General features: G+C 45.7%; 17 protein-coding genes. 8 read left to right on the forward strand and 9 right to left on the reverse strand.

The genetic code is table 11. The annotated features are described in order from the left end of the window. Window positions 1–235: 235 nt before the first annotated feature. From P2A85_RS09655 to P2A85_RS09675, 5 genes are all read right to left on the reverse strand, one after another. Window positions 236–2,476, reverse strand: coding sequence for a phosphoketolase (locus P2A85_RS09655; RefSeq protein ID WP_377479114.1), 2,241 nt, complete (start codon window positions 2,474–2,476; stop codon window positions 236–238). A 456-nt stretch (window positions 2,477–2,932) separates the two neighbouring features. Continuing rightward, the gene (locus P2A85_RS09660; protein WP_377476989.1) at window positions 2,933–4,480 is read right to left on the reverse strand and encodes an IS5 family transposase; all 1,548 of its coding nucleotides are present in this window, start codon (window positions 4,478–4,480) and stop codon (window positions 2,933–2,935) included. A 138-nt stretch (window positions 4,481–4,618) separates the two neighbouring features. After that, the gene (locus P2A85_RS09665; RefSeq protein WP_377479116.1) at window positions 4,619–5,842 is read right to left on the reverse strand and encodes a COP23 domain-containing protein; all 1,224 of its coding nucleotides are present in this window, start codon (window positions 5,840–5,842) and stop codon (window positions 4,619–4,621) included. Beyond that, window positions 5,842–6,051, reverse strand: a complete 210-nt coding sequence (locus P2A85_RS09670) for a hypothetical protein (RefSeq protein ID WP_377479119.1) — start codon at window positions 6,049–6,051, stop codon at window positions 5,842–5,844. Before P2A85_RS09670 ends, P2A85_RS09665 begins: the two co-directional genes overlap by 1 nt. A 124-nt stretch (window positions 6,052–6,175) precedes the next feature. Next, a complete protein-coding gene (locus P2A85_RS09675) occupies window positions 6,176–6,718 on the reverse strand; it encodes a COP23 domain-containing protein (RefSeq protein ID WP_377479121.1) in 543 nt (180 codons plus the stop codon). Window positions 6,719–7,341: 623 nt separating this feature from the next. Between P2A85_RS09675 and P2A85_RS09680 the strand changes: the two genes are divergently transcribed. Both P2A85_RS09680 and P2A85_RS09685 read left to right on the forward strand, forming a co-directional pair. Next, complete coding sequence (locus P2A85_RS09680; protein ID WP_377479124.1) at window positions 7,342–7,950, forward strand: hypothetical protein; 609 nt, start codon at window positions 7,342–7,344, stop codon at window positions 7,948–7,950. A gap of 191 nt (window positions 7,951–8,141) precedes the next feature. Further along, window positions 8,142–9,518 (forward strand): cytochrome P450, encoded by a 1,377-nt coding sequence (locus tag P2A85_RS09685; protein WP_377481398.1) that lies wholly within the window; start codon window positions 8,142–8,144, stop codon window positions 9,516–9,518. Between the two features lie 684 nt (window positions 9,519–10,202). Here the strand turns inward: P2A85_RS09685 and P2A85_RS09690 are convergent. Further along, window positions 10,203–10,490: a hypothetical protein gene (locus P2A85_RS09690; protein ID WP_340519088.1), complete on the reverse strand. Its 288-nt coding sequence runs from the start codon at window positions 10,488–10,490 to the stop codon at window positions 10,203–10,205. A 178-nt stretch (window positions 10,491–10,668) separates the two neighbouring features. Here P2A85_RS09690 and P2A85_RS09695 point away from each other — a divergent pair, with 178 nt between their 5' ends. From P2A85_RS09695 to P2A85_RS09710, 4 genes are all read left to right on the forward strand, one after another. Further along, entirely contained in the window at window positions 10,669–10,929 is a 261-nt protein-coding gene (locus P2A85_RS09695; RefSeq protein ID WP_340519089.1) for a MoaD/ThiS family protein, read from the forward strand. A 100-nt stretch (window positions 10,930–11,029) separates the two neighbouring features. Further along, window positions 11,030–11,200 (forward strand): hypothetical protein, encoded by a 171-nt coding sequence (locus P2A85_RS09700; RefSeq protein ID WP_377479128.1) that lies wholly within the window; start codon window positions 11,030–11,032, stop codon window positions 11,198–11,200. Window positions 11,201–11,286: 86 nt separating this feature from the next. Continuing rightward, a complete protein-coding gene (gene thrC, locus P2A85_RS09705; protein ID WP_377479131.1) occupies window positions 11,287–12,585 on the forward strand; it encodes a threonine synthase in 1,299 nt (432 codons plus the stop codon). Between the two features lie 128 nt (window positions 12,586–12,713). After that, entirely contained in the window at window positions 12,714–12,989 is a 276-nt protein-coding gene (locus P2A85_RS09710) for a MoaD/ThiS family protein (RefSeq protein WP_371115367.1), read from the forward strand. A 231-nt stretch (window positions 12,990–13,220) separates the two neighbouring features. Here the strand turns inward: P2A85_RS09710 and P2A85_RS09715 are convergent, their stop codons facing one another. The 3 genes from P2A85_RS09715 to P2A85_RS09725 form a co-directional block, all read right to left on the reverse strand. Then, window positions 13,221–15,086, reverse strand: coding sequence for a ribonuclease J (locus tag P2A85_RS09715; RefSeq protein WP_340519092.1), 1,866 nt, complete (start codon window positions 15,084–15,086; stop codon window positions 13,221–13,223). 268 nt (window positions 15,087–15,354) lie between these two features. Beyond that, a complete protein-coding gene (dapA, locus tag P2A85_RS09720; RefSeq protein ID WP_341738003.1) occupies window positions 15,355–16,248 on the reverse strand; it encodes a 4-hydroxy-tetrahydrodipicolinate synthase in 894 nt (297 codons plus the stop codon). 114 nt (window positions 16,249–16,362) lie between these two features. After that, complete coding sequence (locus tag P2A85_RS09725) at window positions 16,363–17,406, reverse strand: aspartate-semialdehyde dehydrogenase (RefSeq protein ID WP_377479135.1); 1,044 nt, start codon at window positions 17,404–17,406, stop codon at window positions 16,363–16,365. Between the two features lie 493 nt (window positions 17,407–17,899). Here P2A85_RS09725 and tig point away from each other — a divergent pair, with 493 nt between their 5' ends. Together tig and clpP are read left to right on the forward strand one after the other, a co-directional pair. Beyond that, complete coding sequence (gene tig / locus P2A85_RS09730) at window positions 17,900–19,315, forward strand: trigger factor (RefSeq protein WP_377479138.1); 1,416 nt, start codon at window positions 17,900–17,902, stop codon at window positions 19,313–19,315. Window positions 19,316–19,483: 168 nt separating this feature from the next. Continuing rightward, window positions 19,484–20,173: an ATP-dependent Clp endopeptidase proteolytic subunit ClpP gene (clpP, locus tag P2A85_RS09735; RefSeq protein ID WP_341738006.1), complete on the forward strand. Its 690-nt coding sequence runs from the start codon at window positions 19,484–19,486 to the stop codon at window positions 20,171–20,173. The last annotated feature ends 4 nt before the right edge of the window (window positions 20,174–20,177 follow it).

Below are 20,177 nucleotides of genomic sequence, written 5' to 3' on the forward strand. Positions count from 1 at the left end.
AGATCCCCCTAAATCCCCCTTAAGAAGGGGGACTTTGAGAAGACTCTTGTCCCCCCCTTCTTAAGGGGGGCTCGTTCGGATCTAGGCTTAATAGTCAAACAGCAGTCTCTGACTTGGTTTGACGTTAAGTTGACACCAATGGGCACTGCCGTGTCCTGATTTCTTAATAAACATCGCAAGAATTGCCAGTCTTGAACAGGCAGGATGCCTGTTCCACAATAATTATTGAAAAGGTCTAATCAACTAATGCGATCGCCCTTTTAGTCAACGCCTCAGCAGTCAACCCATTAAACGCCATCAATTGACCAGCACTAGCAGTAGTTTCCCCCCGCTTCCAAGCGAAAGTATCGCGCGGACAATTGCTGCGTAGCATCACAGGCTCCAACATCCCAGAAGCGCCGCCTATCACGCCAACTAAGGCATCTCCGCCAAACATTTCGGCAAATTTGTCATCGCTCAAAAAGCCGCCGTCAGCCTCGGAACAAGTATCCCAAGCAACATCAGTTGGGCGATACAAACGCCGAGGATTGATGATAGAAACAATCCGCGAACCAACACCTGATTTTTCCAAAGATGCCGCTGCTTCAAACACCGGAATCAAACTCATATCGCCAATTACAGCAAATACAACCTTCTTACTCCCCCCTTGATTAAGGGGGGTTTGGGGGGGTTCGATTTCTTGCAACACAATAGCACCATCTTCCAAACCTTGGCGAGTCTGTTCAAAAGTAGTCCGAATTGGCAATGGCGACTTGCTCGCAGTAATCACAATTCCCTTATTCTTCGCAGTCAAAGCCCAATCGTAACAAGCTTGAATACTGTTAGCATCGGGTGGGAACAAAGGAAACACATTTCCGTTCCGCATCATTGCCGCAAAATAAGCTTCAATTTCCGGGCGTTGGTGCGTCCAACCATTGCGGCCTTGCTCTAAAGCACCTGCTGTAAATAAGGTGATAGTAGCTGGAGTTGCACGCCGCAATTCGGCCATTGCTTGAGTAACTGTTTGCCAAATTGGTAAACCATTAATCGCAAAAGATTCATAGGAACACCACAAACTCCGCGCGCCGAATAGCGACAAACCTACGGCTAAACCTGCACAAGCATCTTCGCTTAAAGGTTCGTAAACTTGACCGTTTGGTGATTGATTGTACAGGTCATCTGTGGTTGGGTGAATTATTTTCAGAGCTTGGTTGATGTTGGCAATTCCCGATGCTTCGTTACCGTCAGCATTGGTGACAATAAAGGTCCGATCGCGCTCACCGACTTTTCCTACCAAACGTCCCATTGCTGTTGTCGAAACCTTCGCTTCACCACCAACTGCAAATTCCTCCAAAGGCAATTCGCCTAAATCTGCTAATGGCAATTCAAACTCAGTCACAACAGTTTTCGCAGCAGGCCCGCCGCCCGCGCGTTCAGCATTTGTCCGCACCAATTGCCAAGCTTCCACACTCAAAGCGCGCTGTTTTAAAGCACTGACAATGTGCGGTGCATCGAGGGTATCTTTGGGATAAAGGTTGTGCGATTTGGCTCCAAGCGCGTGGACACCTGCACCTTTCAACTGTTTGATGATAAACACAGTTAATTTGCCGCCAAGAGCAGATTTTGCAGCTTTGTCAACTCCTTCTAAAACAGCTTTGGTAAACGCCATCCGCTGTTCTAGGGAAAAAGCAGTGCTGTCAACATAATCTTCCGGTTGATTTTTATCGTCAAATTCCTTAGCGTCAATTAAGATGATTTCTTCAAAACCATTTCCTTGCCAATAAGCAATCATTTCCGCATTGGTTTTAGTCGAAACCATGCTATGATGTTCTTGGGAATATCCGTTCCAAACTAACACTGGCAAAAAGTTAGTAACGCTCGGATAAGCAGTGTGAAAATGTCCCATGCTGCTCATCGGATAGGGTTCGCCCATGCCGCCGTCGCCCATTGTGAAAGCAAACAGTTTGTCGCGGTGCAAAAGTGCTCCTGACATGGCAAAATGCTGCCCTTGTCCGAGGGGACCGGCTGGTGCTAAAAGACCTGGAATAAAGCCGGAAAGATGTCCTAACAAACCGTCTTTTTCGCGAAATTTGTCGCGCACTTGCTGTACGTTGACAATTCCCATGTCTTCTAAAGAGCGATCGAGAAACATGGCACTATAAAAGCCGGGGGCGTGATGCCCGACTTCAGTTACAATATTCTTGTGTCCTAGCATTACCAAGGCTGCGTAAGCCTCGGCTTGGCTAGCAAATCCCCCCGGATGTCCAGAGGCCTTGCTGGCTGTTACTTGCAGTGTCAGGTAGCGTAGGGCGTCTGCTGCTAGCATTGTCTGAAAGACGGCTGCGGGATCGGCTGGATCGGCGATCGATTTGCTCCCCTGTGCGATCGCAGGTACTTTCCCGTAAGTCTCAAAACCAGGGACTGTCTCGGAAAAATATTGAATGCCTTCGCAAAAAGCTGGCGTTGCTGACGTTGGTTTCGGGCTAGTTGCTGTCATGCTTGATACCTGAAAAATTTGAATTAGATTGATGTAACAGTAATTTTATAGCTTCCGTGTTCCAAAAAATCATCAGTTCTATTATATCTATCATAAATAACTTAAATTTATCCCATCTCAAATTAAATTTAGCAAGTATTTAAATAATATAAGGCTCCCCAAAAATACTGTAAAATAATTCAATTTGAGAAAATTTAGATTAAATTATCATGCGAATTTGGTCAACTCATATCATTTCCGGTTACACAGTCAGGTGATGTTGACAGTTGACAGTTGACAGTGAACAGTGAACAGTGAACTCGAATTTACTATTCCGATGAAGAGAGGATTTGATATTATATAAAATCCTCTCTTCATCGTCCTGTATTAAACTCTCTCTTCTCTTGCTTCGCGTCCTACGCGCCTTCGCGGTTAAATCATTCCGATACCACCGGAATTGATATCACGGATATTTAATTAGGGCTTGCTGAATAATTGATCGCAAACTAAGAACAGGAGCGATCGATATATTAAAGCAGAGTTAAATATAAGTTGTTTCGGCATTGATTCCACCCAGTTATAATTGTAGATTATATTCAAGCCAACAACAGGTGTTCTTTTTCCAAATAGACATAAAAACACACAAAAAACCCGGCGCCACCAGGTAGCAAGGTTCATTACCAAAAAAGTAATTGCAATAACTGTACCAGATGTATTATCAAGTTTTGCCATCACTCGATTGAGACCGAATCTTCGTTTTCCTTGCCCAAACTTGCCCTCAATGGCATTTCTAATCCTCTCATCTTCCCACGCTTGCCTCTTTTTTAATTTACTCACATTTGCTGGCGGTCTTCCTAATGGCGGTCCACTCAGCCTAATGCCTTTTTCTTTACACCATGCTCGGTTTTCCCGATTTCGGTAAATGCGATCTGCATGAACTGACTCTGGATAATATCCTGTGAACCTATGATATGCTTCTACTTGGGCTTTTAAGTAAAGAGATTCGTTAAAGTTGTCCCAGCTCATCCGGTCTAAAAATACATATCCTTCAAAGCAGCTCGCTGATAGTTTGGCTCCAAACTCTACATTTTTCCCTGCTTTTCCTCTGACAATAGGACGAATGTGGGGTTGACTTAAACTTACTATTCTATCCTCAATGCTCTGTTTATTGTTATCAAATAACCACTGTTGTTGGCGAGTGACTTCTGTGAGGACTAGCAAGGTTTTATATTGCTGTTTGTTCAAACTTTCTAGGGTCGCACCTGAATCAATTAACTGTTCAATATGAGCTAGGTTTCTTTTGATATATTGAAGTTGTTTTTTAATTGCCTGTCTTTTTTTGTTGCGGGTAGGTCGTCTTTGTTTCGCGATTAATAAGTAATCTTTTCTGGCTAGATTACGGTAGGTTCTTGGTTTTTTAGTGGTTTTTTCTTTAATTTGTTTATACAGAATGTCTAGGATTTTTTCGGTATGAACTCTGGCTCTATTTAATAGTCCTAAGTCGGTCGGATAACTAATGTCTGCTGGGGCGCAGGTTGCATCTATGATTAGTTTCCCGCGATTAGAGGACTCATTTTTGGCGTCCGAATCCTTTTTTTTTTCGGGTTTGACAGGCGTGATTTCTCGCATTTTTTCTACCATGCGTTCATTCACTTTATTAATTAGGTTCGGACTGATTCGTTGCCGGAAGTGAACTAATAGTGACGGGTCAAATGGTAGTTCATTGCTGTAGCTTGATTGACCGATGAAGTATTGTAGGTAGGGGTTTTCCCGGATCTGTTCTACTGTTTCACGATCACTAACTCCCAACTTTTCTTTGATAATTAATGCCCCCAATGCCATCCGAAAGGATTTGGCTGGTGCCCCTTTTTCTCTGGGGAAGTTTTTAGCATATTCTGTTTCAAATTCTGACCACGGGATTAGTTCTGCCATTTTTACCCAACGGTTAAGGAGTGACAATTTTCCACATGAGGGGAGTTCAAAGTCGGAAGGTGAGGGAGTAGCAAGCTCAGCTTTTTTGTACACGATCGCAGGTGGTGATGCACGGGTTTTGACCTATTTTACCTGTTAATCTTGCACTTTTTTCTCGATCGCGCGATCGAAAACCCAGACCACGCAATATGCGAGCGATTATTCAGCAAACCCTAATTAAGGTTCCCTAGTCTATTCCAGCCGTTCTTTAACATCAATATAAGGTATAGTCCCGCTTTCAAAAATAGAAGGCTGAGCTTTTTGATTCGCCAACCACACAAAGAAACTGCTTAGGGCAGGAATCGGATCTTGATCGCGACGTAGGGTGTAGATCAAACCTTCGCAAGGTCCATTAACGCGGCTACTGGTGCAAATCGCTTTCTGGTTATTTACCATACCTACAGTCACATAATTTAGCTGTTGGTTGCGACTGTAATTTTCTAGGCGCTGAGTCACTTGTCGGCAACGAGTTAGAGGATCGTAGCCAGAATTAGCAAAAAAATTAGAATTCCACCGAATCCAAGTCTCCCTAATCCCTGCGGGATTTTGATACACTGTCATCGGTTCTCCTGTCGATGTATCACACAAAAATCCCCCCGACCTCATGTTCGGTTGGTTTTGGTTAGAAACGCGGTTCATAGAAAGACTGCTGAGAATATCCAAGCTGTTAAGCTTATTTTGTGATAGTAACCCCAGAAAAATATCGATCGGAATTCCTGAATTTAATCCCGTTTTAATCTCTTCACTCTGACCGTTCCACGGGCTAGTCACAGTGCCCACAGTATCTCCTTGACCGTGAATTCCCACAATTTTGCCATCAACATCAAATACAGGTCCCCCACTCATGCCTCGCCTGGTCACAGCTTGATAGCGCAGTCTGTAACCCGATGATGCGCGACGATCGAGCCGAGAAGAGATAATACCAGCAGTAAACTCCAGTTTTTTTTCCACTCCAGAGGCAATGGGTAGCGGATAGCCAGCAACATAAATAGAAGAACCGACAACTGCACGTTCTGACTCTCCCATGGGTGCTACAGGATACTGTTCTTGGCTCTGAAATTGTAGCAGCGCTAAGTCTATATCTCTGTCATTTTTCGGTAGCCGTTGTATTCGGATGACAGCATAATCTTTCTCCAAATGAGTGCGAATACTGTATTTTTGGGCCTGGCTTACTACCACATGATTAGCTGTCAAAACAGTGTAAATATTACCCTGTTTCGCAATAATTACTCCTGAGCCACTACCCGCAAAACCCATGGTGTTGTTGACTTCCACAGTTGTCAACATCGCTAACTGGGCAATTTCTTGGGATGTTTTGGCGCTGGCAGTATATTGTCCGATGACCACCTGTGCCACCGTTAATGCACCCGTCAAGATGATTGTCAGTGCGTCAAAGCGCAAACTCCACACATTCATCAGTAACTCCCTAGATGAAACGAGGCTAACTGCAAATATATACTGATGGGAATTCCCCAACTAGATTTAACCATTTTTTCCAATAATTCCGGGGTGGGTTCGCTTCCATCTTCAAAAGCATAGACACCAAAATTTGGATCTCCATACTTACCCCGACCGTTAATCCCAACTAACAAACCTTTGGCATTAAAAATCGGACTACCACTCATACCAATTTTAACCTCATTTGTATAACCCAAGCTATAGCCTTGGGGCAAAGATTTCGGTAGCACTAGGGAAAGGGAGAAGGGAGTCTGGGGAAAAAAGGGGCTGTTGCGAACCCTCCTCAGTGTTTTATCTTAGCTTTTCCATCACATCTATGTAAGGAATTTTACTGCTTTCATTGGTAGATGGCATCTCAACTTGTCCTTGGCGCCAAGCCAACAAGTTATACAGAGATGCGATCGGATCTTGGCCTCGCCTAAGAGTATAAATCAAATTTTGGCACACGCCATTAATTTGGTAAGCAGTGCAAATTACATTTTGACCATTCATCACACCGACGGTAATGTATCTTAGCTGCCGATTGCGACGATAGGTTTCGAGGCGTTGGCTGACTAATTGACACCGAGTTGTCGGATTGTAGCCAGAACCGGAAAAGTAATCCGAAGCCCACTCGATCCAAGGCTCGATCGCACCTTGAGGGTTTTGGTACACCGTCATCGGCACGCCGGTAGAGGTGCTACACCAAAATCTGCTTTCTCCCAGGGTCGGCCTAGCGTGACTGGGTTGAGAAATAACCGTCAGACTACAGAGGGCGATCGCCGTTGCGCCCAAAACTTTTGTGAATAATTGCTGTTTCACGATCGTCTCACTCTCATTGATGGCATTCGGCACAAAAATTACCAAATGCTGGGTTTACTTCCTTGACGCACCCACTCAAATCAAATCAGCTTGCATCGGAATTATGTTTTTTAGTCCTGGATGCATAAATACCAAAGGCCCTTCGAAACTTCCACTACGCACGCCTGCGACACCACGCTTCGTTACAGAATAAACTCCGCCGGAGTGTTCACTCCTAGTTAAAGGCCCGGCGTGCACTAAGTCCGTCCATCAAACCCGGTTGCTGTATCCAGGACTATTTTTCAGGTCGCAATTTTGTGGAGTCAAACTTAGGCTTTCGCTTTCGCGAAAAAGCGTAGCAACCTCCAACCTTGGAATTGCTCTGTTATTACAACGGCACATGACACCACTGAAAAAGTATTTGAAATCGCTTGCGAGCCGGGCCACAAGCTTTACCCGTTAGGTCTGGTAGATTTGCCCTGGGGGGTATTGCACATCACCAGATTTAACACTAATATTTAACACTAATATTGTGCAATAAACAAGCACTTTCAATTTATTTTCATCTCCGTATTACGGATACCAGAAAATACTTCTAAGTGTAATCAGGGATTAAATGCTTTCTACCACCAAAAGTCTCCCTCAATACACGGACGTTTTGTTGCGTATTAAAAACTATGAACCGTATCTATACAGAGTTGGGGTATTTAGCAATCGGATTAATGACAATCGGCCTCTTCAGTTGTTCGATCTCTGATGCAGCTAACTCAGGGGAAAACCAGGATCTACCGCCAACTAGCAACCGTAAGTTCGGACACATAAAGCAGACGCGCCATCAAATTGAGGCCACATCGAACCAAGTGGTGCAGCCATTTAATCCTGTTCCTCCAGTTTTAGCCACTGGAACCACAGAATTAGACAGCACCGTCACAGTAACGGTCTATAAAGTAGACAATAATTGTAAAAGTCTCCACCCGGAAACAGTTACAGGCCAAGACAACCAGCTAATGTCATCTGCTGTGAATGAAGTGTTAAAACAGCAGGTGTTTACGAGTCTAGGTTTGGTAGGTTATCGACTTAGAATCGATCGCACTCTGGGTATCGCCACCGTAGATTTACGAACATCAGGGAACGACCGACAAAAATTGCAAAATTTGTCTAGTTGTCAAATGTTAAGTTTGTTCGGTGGCGTGCGCCAAACCTTAACCAGTTATGCTCCTTGGCAAATTAAAACTGTTCGTTTTACAGAGCTTGGAGAGGATATTTTGAGCACAGTTCGAGAATAAGCCCGCGCCCGCACCCCAACTATCACCAAGTGTAGTTGGGGCTTCTCAGCAAAATAATAATTAAAAAGGTCTTATTCCCGCTCCTAACCACAAGCCCGCCTATCCATCTGAGTAGTTTAATTTAAAATCTAAAATCTAAAATATAAAATATAAAATATAAAAATCAGATGACCAACTCCCTGGTAATTCCCATGACACTACCTAACGGCCCAAAAACTCTGCCCTTTATACAGCTCATTCAATGGATTGCCGATCCATTAACATACATGGATAAATGTGCTAAGGAATACGGCGACATTTTCACAACTCAATGGGGAGACATGGAACCATTTGTGATGGTCAGTAACCCGGAAGCGGTGCAGTTCATGCTCAACAGTAGCGCTTTAGAAGCTCCAGGGAGCATGAACAGCATCCTAAAACCCTTACTGGGAGAACAATCCATGATTATCCTCTCAGGTCAGAGGCACAAACGCGAGCGTCAATTATTAATGCCCCCGTTTCATGGGGAACGGATGCGGAACTACGGCCAGCAAATTTGCGATATTGCTTTAGATGTTGCCAGCAAATGGTCGGTGGAGAGACCTTTTTTCGCCCGCAGCGCCATGCAGGAAGTCACCATGCGGGTAATCTTACAGGCGGTTTTTGGGTTGGATGACGGCCCGCGATTGCAACAAATCAGGCCCTTACTTGCCTCAATTCTCGATATGACTGGTTCTCCCCTGCGATCGAGTATGCTATTTTTCAACTGGATGCAGCAAGATTGGGGTCCCTGGAGTCCTTGGGGACGAATGAAACAGCGCCAACGACTAATCAACGAACTAATCTATGCTGAAATAGCCGAACGCAGAGACCAACCAGATGCCAGCCGTACCGACATTCTCAGCTTAATGATGGCCGCCCGCGACGAAAACGGGCAACCGATGACCGATGAAGAATTGCGCGACGAGTTGATGACACTGCTGTTTGCCGGCCACGAAACCACCGCCACAGCCATAGCTTGGGCATTTTACTGGATTCACAGTTTGCCATCGGTACGCCACAAACTCCTACAAGAATTGGACAGTTTGGGGGAAAATCCCGACCCGATGGAGATTTTCCGCTTGCCCTATCTGAGTGCCGTTTGTCAAGAGACGCTGCGGATTTATCCGGTGGGAATGCTCACCTTTCCGCGAGTAGTCAAGTCCCCTGTGGAACTGATGGGATATCAACTAGAGCCTGGTACGGCTGTGGTCGGCTCGATTTATTTAACTCACCGTCGCGAAGACTTGTATCCAGAACCCCTGCAATTTAAACCAGAACGGTTTTTGGAGAGGCAATTCTCCCCTTACGAGTATGTCCCCTTTGGAGGGGGAAGCAGGCGCTGCATCGGCATGGCCCTGGCGCAGTTGGAGATGAAACTGGTGTTAGCACAAATTTTGCGCGATTTCGACCTAGTATTGGCCCACAACAAGCCTGTGCAACCCAAGCGTCGAGGGGTGACTTTAGGCCCAGCCGGCGGTGTGCCGATGGTGATGACTGGGTTCAGGCAGCGACAGCAGATGCCTGAACCTGTTGTCAGCGGGGTTTGAAACTATAAATTAATTTTGAGACTAAACTATCCATAACTTACTGTTTGGGTGGTTTTTTTCTTGCCCCAGGTTCCATCGCATCACCCTCGACTATTACACCTAATGCTTGTGGTTTTTTGTTCTAACCATTGAATAGCTGTTTCCGTCAAATTAAAATTTCCAGTTTAAAATAGTTTCAGCCTTGTAAAGACAGGATCAAAGCAAAAGTGGGCGATTGCAATAGCCCTCTTGATCGATCGAAAACCTCACTGCCATAATTTAAAAACATATGCATACCCTGTTATTCAGCAAGGGCGGAAGCGTGTGGGCATTGCCTACTCTCTTTCGCCCTCTTTATTTTTTAGAACGCAGAAGGAATAAGGTCCTTCGACCCTTTGATATCAATTCCGGTTGTATCGGAATGATTTAACCGCGAAGGCGCTCTTGACGCGAAGGAAGAGAAGAGAGAGTTTAATAATTCCGATGAAGAAAGGATTTTATATGACCCTTCGACTGCGTTTATGCTGAGGGAAACGGCACTCTGAGTGATGAAGTGGGGGTATGCGCGTGGGTAGTCGAAGGGCTTTGCGTCGCTTCGCGGGCCCAACCGAGTCAGGAAAAAGCAAGATTCTCCCCATTCTCCCCATTTCCAGTTGTGCAAAAAACAACTAATCTATTCTTAAACAAACTCTTTCTATCACTCAATTAATCTTCAGTTTTGAGAAATTCTGATACGGAAACTGACTTCGGCAGATTCTCTATATCTTGAATTTCGCTCTCGTGGGCAAAAAACTCTACTTCTTTATCGTCAATCTGGATCTGATAGCTAGCGGTAGCAGTCACAATGCGTCGCTTTTTTTTATCTTCTACTAACACCCAACACACCACAGGTCTTACCCACCTCTCAACGTGCTGGCTTTGCTTGGTACTGCCAAAGGCATACCAACCCTTTGCTTCAATAATTTGAAGCACTTTAAAATCATGATTTGCCATAAATATCTCGATCGCGCCAACTTCACTATTACTGCTTGATAAAACCTATGTAAACTTATCTAAAGCCGTCTTTAGATAATTAGTGTTTACTTCCTACGCTTTTGGGTAGTAGGCTATCCCAAGATAAGATTGTATTGTGTATTTGAGCCTTGGCTAAAATTTCGAGATCTTAATTATCGTGTCTAACTCTTCGATTACCATCACCGTTAAATTTTTTGCAGCCTTTAGTGAAGCCTACAGTGTTTCTGAACAAACATGGGAATTTCCCATCCTTACCCCAGTCTCTCAAGTGCTCGATCGCGCGATCGCCCAACATCCCCAATTAGAACCCTGGCGCGATCGTACCCGCTTCGGGATTAACCTGGAATTCGTCTCCCCTGACACCATCCTTCAAGAGGGCGACGAAGTTGTACTGATTCCCCCTGTCAGTGGTGGATAGTGGATAGCGGATGGGGCATGGGGCAACCCCCCCAGCCCCCCCAAGGGGGGATAGCGCATGGGGAATCGGAATTAACACCAATATTAAGTTTTGTAACAAATTGTTCGTCAAATCATCCTGGAACTCGATCGGCAAAGAGGCAAAACCCACCGCTGAGGATTTCCAGGCAGAGGCAGAAAACGAGTATAAGCCTTGTGGAGTCTTGTACCTAGCCCACCCAACGATGCAAGTTAAACAACCACCATCTCACTCAAAAATTAATCCCGACTAAAAAAATCGGGTATGGTTGACGCACTAATTTCACCGTGGTATTCTGCGAAAAGAGTTAACAACATTGCAAAACTGGAGAGTTTAGCTATGACCCAGGCGACCAGAACCCAATCGACAGCAGCAACCTTCACAGCCCTCAAGTGCAAAGAATGCGGCGAAGAATACGAACTTCAAGCCAAACACGTCTGCGATTGCTGTTTCGGGCCGCTAGAAGTCAAATACGATTACGATGCTATCCGCCGCACCGTCACTCGCCAAACCATCGAAGCCGGGCCAAACTCGATCTGGCGTTACCGAGCATTTCTGCCAGTCGCTACAGATAACGTGATTGATGTCGGTACCGGCATGACTCCTCTAGTAAAATCCCATCGCCTAGCGCGCAGGCTGGGTCTAAAAAATCTTTATATTAAAAACGATGCCGTCAATATGCCCACCCTCAGTTTCAAAGACAGAGTGGTGTCAGTTGCGCTCAGCAGAGCGAGAGAATTAGGTTTTACAACAGTATCCTGTGCCAGCACTGGTAATTTAGCTAACTCTACGGCGGCGATCGCAGCCCACGCCGGACTAGACTGCGTAGTCTTCATCCCCTCAGACTTAGAAGCAGGCAAAGTCCTCGGCACTCTAATTTACAACCCAACCGTGATGGCAGTTCACGGCAACTACGACCAAGTGAACCGCCTCTGCTGCGAAGTAGCCAATACACATGGCTGGGGATTTGTCAACATCAACTTGCGCCCCTACTATTCCGAAGGCTCGAAAACCCTAGGCTACGAAGTGATCGAACAACTAGGTTGGAAATTGCCCGATCACGTAGTTGCTCCCCTGGCTTCCGGTTCTTTGTTCACCAAAATTTACAAAGGCTTTAACGAATTCACCGAAGTCGGCTTAGTTGAAGACAAGAAAGTCCGCTTCAGCGGTGCCCAAGCTGACGGCTGTTCCCCCATCGCCCAAGCCTTCCGCGAAGGCCGCGATTTCGTCAAACCAGTGAAACCGAATACAATTGCTAAGTCGATCGCGATCGGCAATCCAGCAGACGGGATGTACGCCCTCGACATCGCCCGCAAAACAGGCGGCAACATAGAATCCGTCAGCGACACCGAAATCATCGAAGGCATGAAACTGCTAGCCGAAACCGAAGGCATTTTCACCGAAACCGCAGGTGGCACCACGATCGCCGTCTTGAAGAAACTGGTAGAAGCAGGCAAAATCAACCCCGATGAAACCACCGTCGCCTACATCACCGGCAATGGCTTAAAAACCCAAGAAGCTGTCCAAGGCTACATCGGCGAACCCATCACCCTCGAACCAAAACTAGAAGCCTTCGAGCGCGCCCTAGAACGGGCTCGGACACTCGAACGGCTAGAATGGCAGCAAGTTTCGGTTTAATAAATAGTCATTAGTCATTAGTCATTGGTCATTAGTTATCAAGCTGTTGACTCCTGACTGCTGACTGTTGACTGTTGACTGTTGACTAATGACTGCTGACTAATGACTACTGACTAAGGACTAAAAAAATGAGTGTTAAAGTTTTAATTCCCACACCACTGCAAAAATTCACCAACAATCAAGCCACAATAGAATGCGGTGGTGCAAACATTTCTGAACTGATTGAAGCCCTCGAAACAAATTGTCCCGGCATCAAAAAAAGCCTGTGCGACGAACAAGGAACACCTCGTAGATTTTTGAATTTCTACGTCAATGCTGAAGACATCCGGTTTTTAGAAGGTACTGAAACTGCTCTTAAAGATGGCGATGAAGTGAGTATTGTACCGGCAGTTGCTGGGGGTTGATTTTTTCACCGCCAAGAGATGCCCGATGGGCTTGAGATACCCGATTTGTTTAACAAGTCGGGTATTCATCTCTCTCTTCTCTTCCTTCGCGTCCTACCCTACGGGAACGGCTTCGCCGAACGCGCCTTCGCGGTTAAATCATTCCGATACAACCGGAATTGATATAAGGATTTGATAGAAACAAAACAGAAAGCCACAGGATACAACCTGTGGCTTTCTGTTTCTATCAAACTAAGAAACTACGGAGGCTACTTTTGCAGCAGTCCGAGGACGCCGACGACCTGTTACTTTATTTACAGGGGCTGGTACTGGCGATGGTACTGAAGATGCTAGTTTAGGTGCTTCAATGGAAAGCTGTTTTTGCACAGTTTCCGATCGCACTGCTTCTTCAGGAATTTGCATCAGGAATACCAGCATGGGATTGCTTTGCAATTCCCGTCGCAGCACTCGCGCAATTGCTTTTTCTATTTGTGTTTGCACTCCTACCCAGTCCACATCAACTTGTGAGTCAGCATTCGCCGCAGGTTTGACAAATTCTGACCAACGATCGCTCAAAATTGTTTCAATGGTTTGAGTGATTAGTCCGATCACCTCGGTGCGATCGGCTGATGTCACTACACCTTTCAAGTGTACTTCCGGCTTGGCGACTAATTTGCCTTCCCAATTCAAAGCCGCCGCTACTGTTACCGCCCCATCTCCGGCTAACTGTTGGCGTTCCTTAAGCACGTTTGCTTTGACTACTCCCGATCGCGAAGAGTCTACCAATTCAATTCCTGAAGGCACTTTACCACCCACTCGCATCGAATTTTCGGTCAATTCTACAACATCGCCGTTGTCAATAATCACCATATTGCTAGCGGGAATGCCCATGCTTTGAGCTGTTTTTGAGTGCTGCACCAACATCCGGTGTTCCCCGTGCACCGGTAAGAAGAATTTGGGACGAGTCATGTTAATCATTAACTTTTGGTCTTCTTGACAACCGTGTCCCGAAACGTGAATTCCCTTGTCGCGCCCGTAAACTACATTTGCGCCCAGCATCATCAATTTGTCGATCGTATTTACCACTGCGATCGTATTTCCCGGAATCGGGTTCGCTGAGAAGATGACTGTATCGCCTTTTCTGATTTTCAGTTCGTGATGTTCCCCGTTAGCAATCCGAGTCATCGCCGCCATTGGTTCGCCTTGGGAACCTGTGGTTAAAATCAGTACCTTGTCATCTGGTAAATTGCGAATTTCTTTCAGGGGTTTGAAGATACTATCTTCGCATTTGATGTAGCCTAGATTCCGGCAGTGAGCGATGACATTCAACATCGATCGACCTACCACTCCTACATACCGATTGTTTTTCTTAGCTAGTTCTAAAACTATTTGCAATCGGTGTACCGAAGAAGCAAACGTCGTCACCATTACTCGTCCCGTCGCTTGAGCGATAATTCTGTCTAAATTCGGATAAACAGAACGTTCTGAAGCCGTAAAACCGGGAACTTCCGAGTTAGTGGAATCGCTAATCAAGCACAGCACGCCTTTTTCACCATACTCCGCTAGTTTTTGGAAGTCAAAATGCTCGCCGTCTACAGGAGTGTGGTCAATTTTAAAGTCTCCAGTGTGGATCAAAATTCCCACTGGGGTGTGAATCGCCACTGTGAAACTGTCGGCCATCGAGTGAGTGTTGCGAATATATTCGACTAAGAAATTCTTGCCAATTCTCACCATGTCGCGTGGTCTAACTGTCCTCAATTCTGTGCGGTGAGACACTCCGGCTTCCTCTAGTTTTCCGGCTAGCAAAGCCATAGCCAAACGCGGCCCGTAAATCACCGGAATTTCAAATTGTTTGAGGTGATAAGGGATACCGCCGATGTGGTCTTCGTGACCGTGAGTCACGATCATACCTTTAATTTTGTGGCTATTTTCCCGCAGGTAAGTCATGTCTGGGAGGACAATATTTACCCCGTGCATTCCATCTGTCGGGAATGCTAAACCTGCATCCAAAAGAATTATTTCATCTCCGTACTCGAATACACAAGTATTTTTACCGATTTCGTGGAGCCCGCCGAGGGGAATAACTTTTAGAGCCTGTCCAGTTGTATTTTTGATCATGCGTATCCTTTGTTAGTTTTTTGTTATTTGTCTGTTGACTGTTGTCTGTTGTCTTGTGTTTTTTTTCTGCTGTTTGTTGATGTGGGATATTTTTTCCATGATATTTATGGAAAAATCTCCTGCGGGTTTTACTCTCCCGTACAGTCAGTTGTCTTGGGTCTTCAATCACCAATTCTTAGTTTTCAGCTAATAACTCATAGCTAATTACTAAGGACTAATGACTAATCACAACCAATATTTAGTTTTCAGAAAACTCGTTCTCGCCTCTCTAGCTAGCTGATATCTGTGCTAACTGACTCAGTGCGTCCTTTAATTTTTGAGTCACCTCAACGGGCGGATCGCACAGGGGCGGACGGGTGGAACCTACATCCCAGCCTTGAAGTTTAAGAGCTGTCTTGACTGGAATCGGATTTGTGGTGAGAAAAAGAGCTTTAAACAAGTCAAATAGTTGCAAGTGAATCTGGGTAGCGACTTGAACTTGGCCCTTCTCAAAAGCTTCGATCATCTGTTGTAGTTGCTCTCCTACCAGGTGGCTGGCTACGCTAACTACACCAGATGCTCCTACCGCCAGCATCGGCAATGTTAGGGAATCATCTCCAGAATAGATGGCAAATTCAGGGGATGTCAAGCGTCTAATTTGGCTGGCTTGATCTAAGTTGCCACTTGCTTCTTTTACTGCTACAATGTTCGGAATTTCTGCCAATTGAGCCACTGTTTCCGGCAACATATTTTGGCCAGTGCGACCGGGGATGTTATATAACATTATAGGCAATTCTGGAGCAGATTGCGCGATCGCCCGAAAATGATTGTACAAACCTTCTTGTGGTGGCTTGTTGTAATAGGGCACCACCTGCAAGCAACCGTCTAAACCGAGTTTAGCTGCTTTTTGTGTTGCTTCGATCGCCTCGCGAGTTGAATTCGATCCCGCTCCTGCTATGACTTTTGCTTTACCTGCTACTGCCTGCTGCACCACCTGAAATAACTCGTACTCCTCATCCCAAGTCATCGTGGGAGATTCGCCCGTAGTTCCGCACAGTACCAAGCTATCCGTACCGCGATCGGCTAAATACACCGCCAACTGCTCTGCTACCGCATAGTTAACGCTGCCGTCTTCCTTAAACGGCGTAATCATTGCAGTCAGAACCCGTCCAAACTTTACCACACTTTCTCCGATTTTAGACTTGTGATTTTTGATTTGAAATTTTTGATTTTAGATGAAACGTTAATCTAAAATCCCTGATGCTGCAAAACCTCTTACCTATTGGGATGGTTCCCGCTACTTAGAAACCGCCGCCCGCTGGGTTTGCAGTAATTTTTTTGTGGCGAGCAACTCGGCTATCTGCACTGCATTTAAAGCCGCCCCTTTGCGAATTTGATCGCCACTTAGCCACATTTCCAACCCGCAGGGGTGAGAAATATCTTGGCGTATCCTGCCTACCAACACCTCATCCTTACCGCTAGCCTCTGCGGGCATCGGGAAATAATTCGCTTGCCAGTCTTCTACCAGCTTAACCCCTTTTGCCTGCTTTAAAATGTCTCTAGCCTCGATCGCACTAAAAGGCTCTGCAAATTCTAGATTAATCGCTTCCGAATGGGCCCGGAGTACGGGAACCCGAATACAAGTTGCAGAAATTTTGATTTCTTCAGTCCCAAATATTTTCCTAGTTTCGTTCACCATTTTCATCTCTTCCTCACAATACCCCAACTCGTTAATCGCGGTGTTGTGCGGAAACAAATTAAATGCTAAGGGGTAGGGAAATATCTCCGTTTTGGGTGTTTCTCCCGCCAAAATTGCTCTGGCTTGAGCTTTCATTTCCTCCATTGCCCTAGCCCCTGCCCCGCTGGCAGACTGGTAAGTAGCTACCACTATGCGCTTGACTGGTCTCACTTGGTGAAGAGGCCAAACGGCCACTGCCATCAAAATCGTGGTGCAGTTGGGATTAGCAATGATACCTCGGTGAGACGCCACTGCTTCGGGATTGACTTCGGGAACCACTAGCGGTACCGTCGCATCCATACGGAAAGCGCTGGAATTGTCTATTACCACTGCTCCGGCTGCTACTGCTTTCGGAGCCCAAAATTTGGAAGTAGACCCACCAGCCGAAGCCAGCACTAGATCTACATTATCAAAGGAGCGATCGGATACTGCCTCCACCGATAGCATGGAGCTACCAAAGGGCAATTTTGCACCCGCAGAACGTTCCGAAGCCAGCAGCTTCAAGTCTGCCAACGGAAAACTGCGACTGTGCAAGAGTTCTAGCAACTCCGCACCGACAGCACCCGTAGCACCTAAAATGGCAACTCGATAGGATTGAGACAAATTAGTTTCCTCCACAAATTAGATTGTAAGCGATCGAAATCTGGAATTTTAATAACCGCAATACTCAATATAAAACTTAATTAATCTTAGGCGACATCAGAATCGGTTAGGATGGCAAGGGCGCAGTTAACCGGACTTGCCACTCCAGCCTCACGGCTGCGATCGCATCGTAGCCATCGCTAGTTTAGCAAGGAATGAACTGCCCTGTGGCATAACCACAAACAAATAGCCTATTCTTGACTTTGAGACGCTTTTGTGGGGTAGCATTGACGTCTGAAGGCGATACGTGCTATGGTGCTTCGGCAATTAGTGTGTTGAACCTCCACAAAGCGTTCTGCTCCGCAAAACCTATGCACAACAATGATTGGCAGCCTCGTCAGGTATAGGTGTTTGTAGTTGTGCCAGTACGATTAAAAGCGTACAAACTTAAAATGCAGGCAAAGTCAGATTTGTATGTATTTTATATCACTATTGTTAAATATCAAAGAAGCCGATGAAAGTAACCCAGGAAAAACTTCCAGCTAGCCAAATTGGTCTGGAAATCGAAGTACCATCAGAAAAGTCAAAACAAGCCTACGAGCAAGTAATTAAACAATTTGCTCGCGAGATTAACATTCCTGGGTTCCGCAAAGGCAAAGTTCCCCGCCAAGTTTTGCTACAGCGCCTAGGTCAAACTCGATTGAAGGCGACGGCTTTGGAAAACTTGATTAATGACTCCCTACAAAAAGCCCTGGAACAAGAAAAAATTGCAGCCATTGGCACTTTTGAACTCAGCACCGAGTTTGAAGAGTTACTGTCTAAGTTTGACCCGGAACAGCCATTGACATTCTCAGCTAAGGTTGACGTAGAACCAGAAGTGAAAATGGGTGAGTACACAGGCTTGCAACTTCAAGCAGAAGAAGCTAAGTACGATGAGGCTCAAGTAGATCAGGTATTGGCAAAATATCGATCGGACAAAGCTGCTTTAATCCCCATAGAAGGCAGACCAGCTCAATTAGGAGATATGGCTTTAGTTGATTTCTCCGGCAGATTTGCAGATGCGCCAGAAGGCGAAACTCCCGCAGAAATTCCCGGCGGTCAAGCAGAAGACTTTCAAGTAGAATTATCTGAAAATCAGTTTGTACCTGGTTTTATCCAAGGCATGATCGGCATGAATCCGGGAGAAACCAGAGAAGTTTCTGTACAGTTTCCTGACGAGTATAGCAGTGAAGAATTAGCCGGAAAACCAGCAGTCTTTACGATTACTCTCAAAGAACTTAAGGAAAAAGAATTGCCGGAGTTGGACGACGATTTCGCCCAAGAAGTTAGCGAGTTTGAAACCTTGGCCGAACTGCGCGAGTCCCTAGAAACTCGGTTTAAAGGAGACCAAGAGCGCAAAACTTCAGGGAACAAAGAAAAAGCAATATTAGAAGCCCTAGTGCAGCTAATAGAAGTGGAAATTCCCGAAACAATGCTAGAACGCGAAATCGAGTTGTTGCTGAACCAACAAGCAGCCCAATTGAAAAATTACGGCATAGATATCAACCAACTGTTTACTGAAGAAAACATGGGACCGATGCGGGAACGCTCCCGTCCAGAAGCCATCCATCGCATCAAGCAGTCTCTAGCTCTAGCAGAAATAGCCAAGCTGGAATCTTTGTCTGTAGAACCAGCAGAAGTAGCAGCAGAAGTAGCTAGCGTCAGAAAGCAGTTTCCGAAAGGAGATTTTGACCCCGAAAGGTTGCAGCAATTTGTCCGAGAAGATTTGCTCAAACAAAAAACCATCAAATGGTTGGAAGAAAAGGGGACAATCGAACTCTTACCAGAAGGTTCTCTGACTCCGGTAGTAGATGAAGATGAAGATGAAAATGATGAAGAAACTTCAGAAGCATCCACAACTGTTGAAGTAGAAGTAGTAGGAGAAAACTAGCACCCGAAGCTAGAAGGGAAAAGGGGGGCCAGGGGAGTCCCCAATTCCCCATTCCCAATCCCCAATTCCCCCATCTCAGTCTAGACAGGGCATAATAGTTAAAAGCTGGCGGCTTAATTTCAAGCTTTAATCAGCCGTAAAAAGTCTATAATCCTTGACTGGTGTCTTATGGTTGTATCTCAATCTTCCAACTACTTAATTACAAGCTCTAACAATTTTGAGGTCAGCGACCACCCCAGCAACGTAGTCCCAATGGTACTCGAACAGTCGGGGATGGGCGAGCGAGCCTTTGATATTTACTCGCGCTTGCTGCGGGAGCGCATTGTGTTTTTAGGAACCCCTGTAACTGACGAAGTGGCAGATTCCATAGTGGCTCAGCTACTGTTTCTAGACGCCGAAGATCCAGAAAAAGACATTCAAATGTACATAAATTCCCCCGGTGGTTCGGTGACGGCCGGCATGGCAATTTATGACACAATGCAACAAATCCGCCCGGATGTGGTGACAATTTGTTATGGTTTAGCAGCAAGTATGGGTGCATTTCTGTTGACAGCGGGAGCCGCGGGTAAACGGATGTCTCTTCCCAGTTCGAGAATTATGATTCACCAGCCCCTGGGTGGTGCCCAAGGTCAAGCAGTAGATATTGAGATTCAAGCCAAAGAAATCCTTTATCATAAGCGTAAGCTGAATGAACTGTTAGCGCACCACACAGGTCAACCGATCGATAAATTAGAGGCAGATACCGATCGCGACTTTTTCATGTCAGCGGCAGAAGCTAAAGATTACGGATTGGTCGATAAAGTCATAGCTAAGGAAAACCTTCCGGCCGCGGGAGAGAATGTCACTGCACTGAATTAAGAGG

This window comes from Microcoleus anatoxicus, from assembly GCF_042465725.1.
Lineage (GTDB): Bacteria > Cyanobacteriota > Cyanobacteriia > Cyanobacteriales > Microcoleaceae > Microcoleus > Microcoleus anatoxicus.